The organism is Neisseria sp. HMSC074B07 (assembly GCF_001810355.1).
Classification (GTDB): domain Bacteria; phylum Pseudomonadota; class Gammaproteobacteria; order Burkholderiales; family Neisseriaceae; genus Neisseria.
In genome coordinates, this window is record NZ_KV800924.1 from 9,582 (window position 1) to 17,876 (window position 8,295).

The 8,295-nt window shown below is 52.2% G+C and carries 7 protein-coding genes; 3 read left to right on the forward strand and 4 right to left on the reverse strand.

Annotated elements, in window-relative coordinates; genetic code table 11:
* Positions 1–242 precede the first annotated feature (242 nt).
* Together HMPREF2726_RS14095 and HMPREF2726_RS05355 are read right to left on the reverse strand one after the other, a co-directional pair.
* Positions 243–386, reverse strand: coding sequence for a hypothetical protein (locus HMPREF2726_RS14095; RefSeq protein WP_009311738.1), 144 nt, complete (start codon positions 384–386; stop codon positions 243–245).
* A 6-nt stretch (positions 387–392) separates the two neighbouring features.
* Positions 393–2,021, reverse strand: coding sequence for an ABC-F family ATPase (locus tag HMPREF2726_RS05355; protein ID WP_009311737.1), 1,629 nt, complete (start codon positions 2,019–2,021; stop codon positions 393–395).
* A gap of 98 nt (positions 2,022–2,119) precedes the next feature.
* Between HMPREF2726_RS05355 and HMPREF2726_RS05360 the strand changes: the two genes are divergently transcribed.
* Positions 2,120–2,314 carry a hypothetical protein gene (locus tag HMPREF2726_RS05360; RefSeq protein ID WP_009311736.1) on the forward strand — a complete coding sequence of 65 codons (195 nt, stop codon included), beginning with the start codon at positions 2,120–2,122 and terminating at the stop codon, positions 2,312–2,314.
* 22 nt (positions 2,315–2,336) lie between these two features.
* Positions 2,337–2,795, forward strand: coding sequence for a DUF4124 domain-containing protein (locus tag HMPREF2726_RS05365; RefSeq protein ID WP_009311735.1), 459 nt, complete (start codon positions 2,337–2,339; stop codon positions 2,793–2,795).
* 62 nt (positions 2,796–2,857) lie between these two features.
* Here the strand turns inward: HMPREF2726_RS05365 and HMPREF2726_RS05370 are convergent, their stop codons facing one another.
* Positions 2,858–3,580: an O-methyltransferase gene (locus HMPREF2726_RS05370; RefSeq protein WP_009311734.1), complete on the reverse strand. Its 723-nt coding sequence runs from the start codon at positions 3,578–3,580 to the stop codon at positions 2,858–2,860.
* Positions 3,581–3,714: 134 nt separating this feature from the next.
* On the opposite strand from HMPREF2726_RS05370, the gene mpl reads away from it, so the two are divergent.
* On the forward strand, positions 3,715–5,091 hold the full coding sequence (gene mpl, locus HMPREF2726_RS05375) for a UDP-N-acetylmuramate:L-alanyl-gamma-D-glutamyl-meso-diaminopimelate ligase (protein ID WP_070602541.1): 1,377 nt from the start codon (positions 3,715–3,717) through the stop codon (positions 5,089–5,091).
* 159 nt (positions 5,092–5,250) lie between these two features.
* On the opposite strand, the gene HMPREF2726_RS05380 is transcribed toward mpl, so the two are convergent.
* Entirely contained in the window at positions 5,251–8,181 is a 2,931-nt protein-coding gene (locus tag HMPREF2726_RS05380) for a class I SAM-dependent DNA methyltransferase (protein ID WP_070602543.1), read from the reverse strand.
* Between the last annotated feature and the right edge of the window lie 114 nt (positions 8,182–8,295).

Here is an 8,295-nt window from a genome sequence, read left to right on the forward strand (position 1 = left end):
CGCCGTACTGGTTTAAAGTTAATCCACTATAGTTATGCTGTTTGTTTTTTATTTGTTGTCTTCCTTTATTGACTAAAAAGCTCAGGCAGTCTGAAAGACATTTTTCAGACTGCCTGAGCTTTTTGTTTACTGCTACTTATCTTGCTGTCACACCCGATATGAACGAATGGCTAAAAACAGGCAGACAATCTAGGCAACGCCTAGAAAGCCCCAGCGCCTGCTACGCCGAACTCGTTAAATAGTCAGGCGGCTGCATGACCTTTCCGATAAGCATGTTCGTCATCAACCAAGTGTACCTTACCGTTTTGCGTAAGATACTGGCTCAATGCGGGCAATACGATGAGCGCAAGCGGGTTTTGCAGCAGTTTCCGCAGATTGGCGTTCATGTTTTTTTACACAATCCCTTTTTTCTCCAGATAGCTTTCGTAATCGCCCAGATAGTGCTCGTAACCGCCCTTGCCGTCCAGCTCGATGATCTGGGTGGCGAGCGAGGAGACGAACTGGCGGTCGTGCGATACGAAAATCAGCGTGCCGTTGTATTTCTCCAGCGCCATGTTCAGCGATTCGATGCTTTCCATGTCCATGTGGTTGGTGGGTTCGTCCATAATCAGCACATTGGGTTTCAGCAGCAGGAGTTTGCCGTAGAGCATACGGCCTTTTTCGCCGCCGGAGAGGACCTGCACTTTTTTCACCACGTCGTTGCTGCCGAAGAGCAAACGCCCCAAAGTGCCGCGGATGACCTGTTCGTCGTCGCCTTCTTGGCCCCATTGGCGCATCCATTCGCTCAGGTTCATATCGACATCGAAGTCGTTTTCATGGTCTTGAGGGTAATAGCCGACGTTGGCTTTTTCTGCCCATTTGATGGTGCCTGCATCGGGGGCGATGCCTTCGGCGTATTCGGGCTTGAATGCACCGGCGAGAAGTTTCAGCAGGGTGGATTTACCCGCGCCGTTGGGGCCGATGATGGCGAGGCGCTGGCCTGCTTCGAGGATGAAGCTCAGGTTTTTGAACAACTGGGTTTCAAAGCGTTTGGCCAGATTTTCGACTTCTACCGCCTGACGGTGCAGCTTGGCTTTTTCATCGGCTTCAAAGCGGATATACGGGTTTTGGCGGGTGGAAGGTTTCACTTCGACCATCTCGGCTTTGATTTTGTCTGCCTGTTTCAGACGACTGGTTGCCTGACGGGCTTTGGATTTGTTGGCGGAGAAGCGGGCGACGAACTCTTGCAGCTCTTGCAGTTTCTCTTTTGCCTTGGCGTTGTCTTTCAGGGCGCGTTCGCGCGATTGGGCAGAGGCGAGCATATAATCGTCGTAGTTACCCGGGTAGATGGTGATGGTGTTGTAGTCCAAATCCGCCATGTGGGTGCAGACTTCGTTCAAAAAGTGACGGTCGTGCGAGATGATAATCATGGTGGAGTCGTATTGGTTCAACACGCCCTCCAGCCAGCGGATGGTGTTGATGTCCAAGTTATTGGTCGGTTCGTCAAGCAACAGCACATCAGGTTTGGAGAACAGGGCTTGCGCCAGCAATACGCGCAGCTTGAATCCCGGGGCGACTTCCGCCATGGTCGCATTGTGCAAATCTTCGGAAATGCCCACGCCGCTCAACAGTTCGGCGGCGCGCGCTTCGGCGGTGTAGCCGTCGTATTCGGCGAACTTGGCTTCCAGTTCGGCGGCTTTCATGTAGTCGTCTTCAGTGGCTTCGGGGTTGGCGTAAATCGCGTCGCGTTCGGTCATCGCCGCCCACATTTCGGTGTGCCCCATCATCACCACGTCCAGCACGCGCATGTCTTCGTAGGCAAACTGGTCTTGGCGCAGCTTACCCAGCCGCACGCCGTTTTCAATCGCCACTTCACCCGCAGTCTGTTCCAAATCGCCGCCGAGGATTTTCATGAAGGTGGATTTGCCCGAACCGTTCGCGCCGATCAAGCCGTAGCGGTTGCCTTCGCCGAACTTGACGGATACGTTTTCAAACAGCGGCTTCGCGCCGAACTGCATGGTAATGCCGTTGGTAGAAATCATTATTGGTAAAACCTTTATAAATATAGATAAACAGGGTGTTATAATCGCCGGCGATTGTAGCATATTTTGTATAGGTCGTCTGAAACGGGGCGGAGGAAATGGAAACCGAAAAAATCTATTACGCCGTGATTATTCTGTTGTGCGCCGCATCCATGCTGCTCAGTCCGTTTTTCTACATCCGCCGCACACGTCCAGGCGCAGAATTACGCCACGCACCTCGGCAATGGAAGCCGATTATTATTGCGAATTTGGTGATGATCATTGCTTTGGTGGCATGGTGGATATGGTTTTGATGATTTGATGAAAGGTATAAGAATGAATAAATTGATTTTAAGCACATTACTGCTCGCATTTTCCGCCGCTACGACGGCATCCCCCGTATTTGAATGTATCGACAAATCAGGGCGTAAAACCTATACGCAGACCGGCGGCAAAAACTGCAAACCGGGCAATATCGGCAGACCCTCGGTTTATACCTCCGCCGCACCGTCCGCACACTCGGCATCAGCAAGCGCTGCTGCAAGAAACGCTCCTTCCGAACAAATGCCGTCTCCACCGTCCGGCGCAATGCCTGGTTCATCTTCGGCGCAAAACGAATTGGCTCAGGCACAGAAAAATCTGGAAGAGGGCAAACAGGTTCGTTATGGCAATGAGCGAAACTACGCCCGTTATCAAGAACGGATTAAGGGTTTGGAAAACCAAGTGAAAGCCGCGCAGGAACGGGTTAATGCGGCAAACAGTATGGGCGGTGAAGGTGAGATGATGCCCGAGTAGTGATGGTTGCAAAGATAGCAATAAAAGGTCGTCTGAAAACCGGTCAGGCAATTCTATTTTGCCTAAACCGAGTTTTCAGACGACCTTTTCGGTTTGCCTGTCTTGACCGTATATTCCAGCGCTTTATAAGGTTTTAATGTGCTTGAAATATAACCGTTTTCAGGGCGGCGGACGTAATCGAGATAATCCTGCATGGCGGGTGAGAAGCCTTCCACATCGTCCACGGCGATGACCGCGCGGTCGGTAAGATTGGATTCCAGCAGCTTGAATACGGGGAATACCAAATCCGGCCAGCCGTCGAGTAAGACGAAATCGGGGCAGATGGCTAAGTCTTTTAAGGTTTCCAGCGCATCACCTTCGCGAAGCTCGATATAGTCTGCCAAACCGGCTTCTTGGAAATGTTTTCTCGCCGCTGCGGCTTTGTGCGGCAGATATTCGCAAGTGATGACGCGCCCTCCGTTGACTCTGGCGGCTGCGGCAAGATACAGCGTCGAAATGCCGTAGGAAGTCCCGAATTCGACAATATTTTTTGCACCCGATGCCAAAGCCTGCATATACAAAAACTTGCCTTGTTGCGGTGCGATGGGGATATATTTGTCTTCGTAAAAACTTTCGTTTTCCCCCGTCCAATCCAGCCCTTTGCCCAAGAGCTTGAAAATCTTGGGCAGAAAATGAAAAAACATCTGTCTGTTTTGCTTTAAGGCTTGGGCGTAGAGCCGCAGCAAAACGGCTTCGGCTTGAGGCTCTTGCAGAAAAGCGAACATTTGGGGTGTCAGCTTGGGCATGGGCTTTCTCCTGTTCAGTTCAAATCCTCTATATTGTCCATCTTGCCACAGCTTTGCTTTTCAGACGACCCCACTATCCAAACTCCGTTATAATGGCGGCTTTCCCATTATTTCATTCAAAAGACGGTCTTATCATGAAACACATCCACATTATCGGTATCGGCGGCACGTTTATGGGCGGGGTGGCCGCCATTGCCAAAGAAGCGGGGTTCAAAGTCAGCGGTTGCGACGCGAAGATGTATCCGCCGATGAGCACCCAGCTCGAAGCCTTGGGCATAGACGTACACGAAGGCTTCGACGCCGCGCAGTTGGACGAATTTAAAGCCGACGTTTACGTTATCGGCAATGTCGCCAAGCGCGGAATGGATGTGGTTGAAGCGATTTTGAACCGCGGCCTGCCTTATATTTCCGGCCCGCAATGGCTGTCGGAAAACGTGCTGCATCATCATTGGGTACTCGGCGTGGCGGGGACGCACGGCAAAACGACCACCGCATCCATGCTCGCATGGGTCTTGGAATACGCCGGACTCGCGCCGGGCTTCCTCATCGGCGGCGTACCCGAAAACTTCAGCGTTTCCGCCCGCCTGCCGCAAACGCCGCGCCAAGACCCGAACAGCAAATCGCCGTTTTTCGTTATCGAAGCCGACGAATACGACACTGCCTTTTTCGACAAACGCTCCAAATTCGTACATTACCGCCCGCGTACTGCCGTGTTGAACAATCTGGAATTCGACCACGCCGACATCTTCGCCGATTTGGGCGCGATACAGACCCAGTTCCACCACCTCGTACGCACCGTGCCGTCCGAAGGCTTAATCGTCTGCAACGGACAGCAGCAAAGCTTGCAAGATACTTTAGACAAAGGCTGCTGGACGCCGGTGGAAAAATTCGGCACCGAACACGGCTGGCAGGTCGGCGAAGTCAATGCCGACGGCTCGTTCGACGTATTGCTTGACGGCAAAAAAGCCGGACACGTCGCATGGGATTTGATGGGCGGACACAACCGCATGAACGCGCTCGCCGTCATCGCCGCCGCACGTCATGCCGGCGTCGATATTCAGACCGCCTGCGAAGCCTTGAGCGCGTTTAAAAACGTCAAACGCCGCATGGAAATCAAAGGCACGGTGAACGGCATCACCGTTTACGACGACTTCGCCCACCATCCGACCGCCATCGAAACCACCATCGAAGGCCTGCGCCAGCGCATTGGAAACGCCCGCATCCTCGCCGTCCTCGAGCCGCGTTCAAACACCATGAAACTCGGCACGATGAAAGCCGCCCTGCCCGAAAGCCTCAAAGGTGCCGACCAAGTGTTCTGCTACGCCGGCGGCGTGGACTGGGACGTCGCCGAAGCCCTTGAGCCTTTGGCTAACAAGCTGCACGTCGGACAAGACTTCGATGCCTTCGTTGCCGAAATCGTGAAAAATGCCGAAGCAGGCGACCATATTTTGGTCATGAGCAACGGCGGTTTCGGCGGGATACACGGGAAGCTGCTGGAAGCCTTGAAATAAGGTTGGTTGAAAGTTTGGAATGATTGAGGTCGTCTGAAAACCGAAGTTTGGTTTTCAGACGACCTTTTTGTTGTGAAGGAATGGTATGGGATGGGGCAGGCCCGATATTTCCGGCGGGGCGGGTTTGGCTGTAAACCAAGCGGGGTTTGCCGTTTACCTTTATTTGGATTTTTTAGACGGCTTGGTGTTTTCGCTTTCTATTGCCTTTCGGTACAGGTCAAACAGGAAGGCGACGCGTTCTGCCTCGTCGTCGGTGTTTTTACCTTTTTTGTAGCCGTAGGCTTTATCGACGGCTTTGTCGAGGGCGGCGTGGGCTTTGGCGAGGTCGGGATAGCCTGCGTCGGGCGCATAGAGTTCGGCAAGCGTAGGGGGAGGCAGATTGTCAGCAAGCGCATCGGCGCGGTATTTCTCGCGAATGTCGAGAATGGCTTGGGCGGCAGATTCGATGGCGGCGCGTAGGGGGCTGTTTTCAGACGACCCCGGCTTTTTGCCTTTTTTGCCCGTGGTTTCCTGACAGGCGGTTTCGCCATTGTCGGGTTTACGGCAGCTTTCGGGGAAGGGAAAGTTGTTGTACACAATTAAACTGGAATAGCTGTAATCGCTTTTCAGACGACCTGAAACAGTGCGCATAAAGGCATTGTGCATAGTGGAGCAGAGAATACCGAAGTGGTAAAGGGTAGCATTGGGTAACATGAAGAGCTTATCCCCGGCAATAGTTCGAGAATCCAAATAACCGATGGGAATGAAACGGCGATTTTCAGAAGATACTTTAGGGATGGCAAGGTAATTGCCGTCTGAAATATTGCGTAATTGCTGGAAAAGCCAGGGAGTCATAGCATCTTTTTGAGTTTGCTTATCTTTACTAGCCTCACGCATGGCTTTGACTGCCTGAATACGGGCTTGGACTTTGGGCATCTGTTTTAAGTCATGGTTGCGTTTGACATCAGGTACGCCGTTAAACCAAATGCACCAACGTTCGATACCATTAAGAAATTCGTTACCCATCGAGAAGGCACGTATGTAGTTTGCCGCCAATGGTTCGGTAGCAATCAAGGCTTCTTTTTCATCGGTAGAAAGTATGAGGTTGCCGCCTTCGGTAGGCTTGCCGCCACTAACCATTTCAATTTCTCCACTGATTTGGGTTTTGCGCTTGGTAATAATCAAATCGGGCGCATCAATCAGATATGGATTGATGTTGGCTACGGCGTGTTTTACGGGTTCGCCTTTGATGTCGGGATAGTCGTAGAGATATTTGGGCAGGGCGGGATTTTCCGAAGCGTTTGCGCCGCCGTTTTCAGACGACGTTTGCGGTTTGCGGCTGAAGCCGACGATGATGCAATGGACGGCGGCTTTGCCTGCGGCTTGGCTCGTCCATTGGAAGGTACGGTGGGCAAAGTTGATTTCGATGCCTTGGTTCAAAAGGCTGCCCCAAAGGATTTCGACCTGCTGGCCTTGGCAGATGGAATTGGTGGAAACAAAGGCCGTCTGAACTTGGGGATTCTGCGCCATGATGCCGGCGGCTTTGACGTACCAGTTGCAGACGTAATCCAACAGGCCGTAGCCTTTGATATGGCCGCAGATGCTTGCAAGGTCGTTTTTCTGCTCTTTGGTTTGGTAGGTCGAGCCGATAAAGGGCGGATTGCCGAAGATGTAGTCCGCCGCCTGCCAAGGTGTGCGGAGGCTGTTGGCGTGGATGATTTCGGCGGCATCTTCGAGCGGAAGCGTATGGCAGGCGACTTCGCCGTCGAAGCGGATTTGCGTGCGGATGTTGCATTGGTGGTTTTTGAGCCACATGGCAGTACGGGCGATAAGGACGGCAAATTCGTCTATTTCGATGCCGTGGAATTGTTTCAGACGGCATTGGACGGACGGGCTGTCGAATAAGCCGCCTGCTTTGTCTTTGAGGGCTTCGGCGATGATGTCGTCTTCAAGGGCGCGGATGCGGTCGTAGGCAACGATAAGGAAATTGCCGCAGCCGCAGGCCGGGTCGAGGAATTGCAGGTTTTGGATTTTTTGGTAGAAGGCGGCGAGTTTTTTGGCTTTGTCGCGTTTGAGGGCTTTGACGGCTTCAAATTCGGCGCGCAGGTTTTCTAAAAAAAGGCCGTTGATGACTTTGTCGATATTGGCGGCTTCGGTGTAGTGTGCGCCTGCTTCGCGCCGCTCTTGCGCGTCCATGACGGATTGGAAGAGCGTGCCGAAGATTTCGGGACTGATGTTGCGCCAGTCGAAATTGCCGCAGTCGATTAAGGCGCGGTGCTGCTTGGCGGTGAAGTCGAAGGTGCGCAGGCGTTCTTTGAAAAGGCCGCCGTTGACGTATTCGAAACCTTTAAATTTTTCGCTTTGGGTCTTGCTGCGCTTTTGGTCGGGTGTGTTGAGAAATTCAAAGAGTTGGTTGAGCTTGTCGCCGAGCGTATCGGCTTCTTTGCAGCTTTCTAAAAAGTCTTGAAAAAGATAGTTGCGCTGGAAAACGGCGCTGTCGTCGGCAAAAAAGAGGAAAAGCAGGCGCGTGATGAAGAGCCTGAGTTCGTGTTCTTCGTAAATGCCTTCTTCCTGCAAGGCATCGTGCAGCCTGCCGATGGCCGCTGCCGCCTGAATATTGGCTTCTTCTTGAATTTGGCGGACTTTGGCTTCGATGCCGAACATGAAGTCGAAAATGCCGCGCGCGATGTATTCGGGCAACGCTTCCAGCGGGAATTGCCATTGGTTTTCCACGCCTTCTTCAGGCTCGCGACGATAAAGGTGGAAATGGGCAAAATCGCTGACAGCGTAATATTCAGGTAAGGCAGACGGCTTGGTGCGCTCGATTTCCTGCAAATAACGCTCTGCCTGTTCTTTGGCTTTTGCCAGGTTTTTGTTGGCGGATTTGTGTTCTGCCAAGAAGATGCCTTCCCAAAAGACATCGACAAATTGGGTGTTGTTGCTTGGGTCTTTAACGGCATATTCGAAGTGGGCGACGTTTTTGCGGTCTATGCCGAAAATCGCAAAAAATTCATTCCAAAAGGTGTCTTTTTCACGACGTTCGTCGGTTTGGTTTTTGTAGTGGTCGGCGAAATTTTGTGCGGCGGTTTGGAGTTGGAGCAAGGTTTTCATGACTTTATGCAATGAATGTATTGTGGAAACGGATGGGGCGTTATTATAACGGTTTGCGTTAAAAAGGTCGTCTGAAACCATTGAACTGCACCCCAAAAGTTGGACATCCCCTCC

Coding starts and splice junctions, on each gene's coding strand:
- HMPREF2726_RS05355 (WP_009311737.1), bottom strand. CDS start 2,021: ATGATTTCTACCAACGGCATTACCATGCAGTTCGGCGCGAAGCCGCTG.
- HMPREF2726_RS05370 (WP_009311734.1), bottom strand. CDS start 3,580: ATGCCCAAGCTGACACCCCAAATGTTCGCTTTTCTGCAAGAGCCTCAA.
- HMPREF2726_RS05365 (WP_009311735.1), top strand. CDS start 2,337: ATGAATAAATTGATTTTAAGCACATTACTGCTCGCATTTTCCGCCGCT.
- HMPREF2726_RS14095 (WP_009311738.1), bottom strand. CDS start 386: ATGAACGCCAATCTGCGGAAACTGCTGCAAAACCCGCTTGCGCTCATC.
- mpl (WP_070602541.1), top strand. CDS start 3,715: ATGAAACACATCCACATTATCGGTATCGGCGGCACGTTTATGGGCGGG.
- HMPREF2726_RS05360 (WP_009311736.1), top strand. CDS start 2,120: ATGGAAACCGAAAAAATCTATTACGCCGTGATTATTCTGTTGTGCGCC.
- HMPREF2726_RS05380 (WP_070602543.1), bottom strand. CDS start 8,181: ATGAAAACCTTGCTCCAACTCCAAACCGCCGCACAAAATTTCGCCGAC.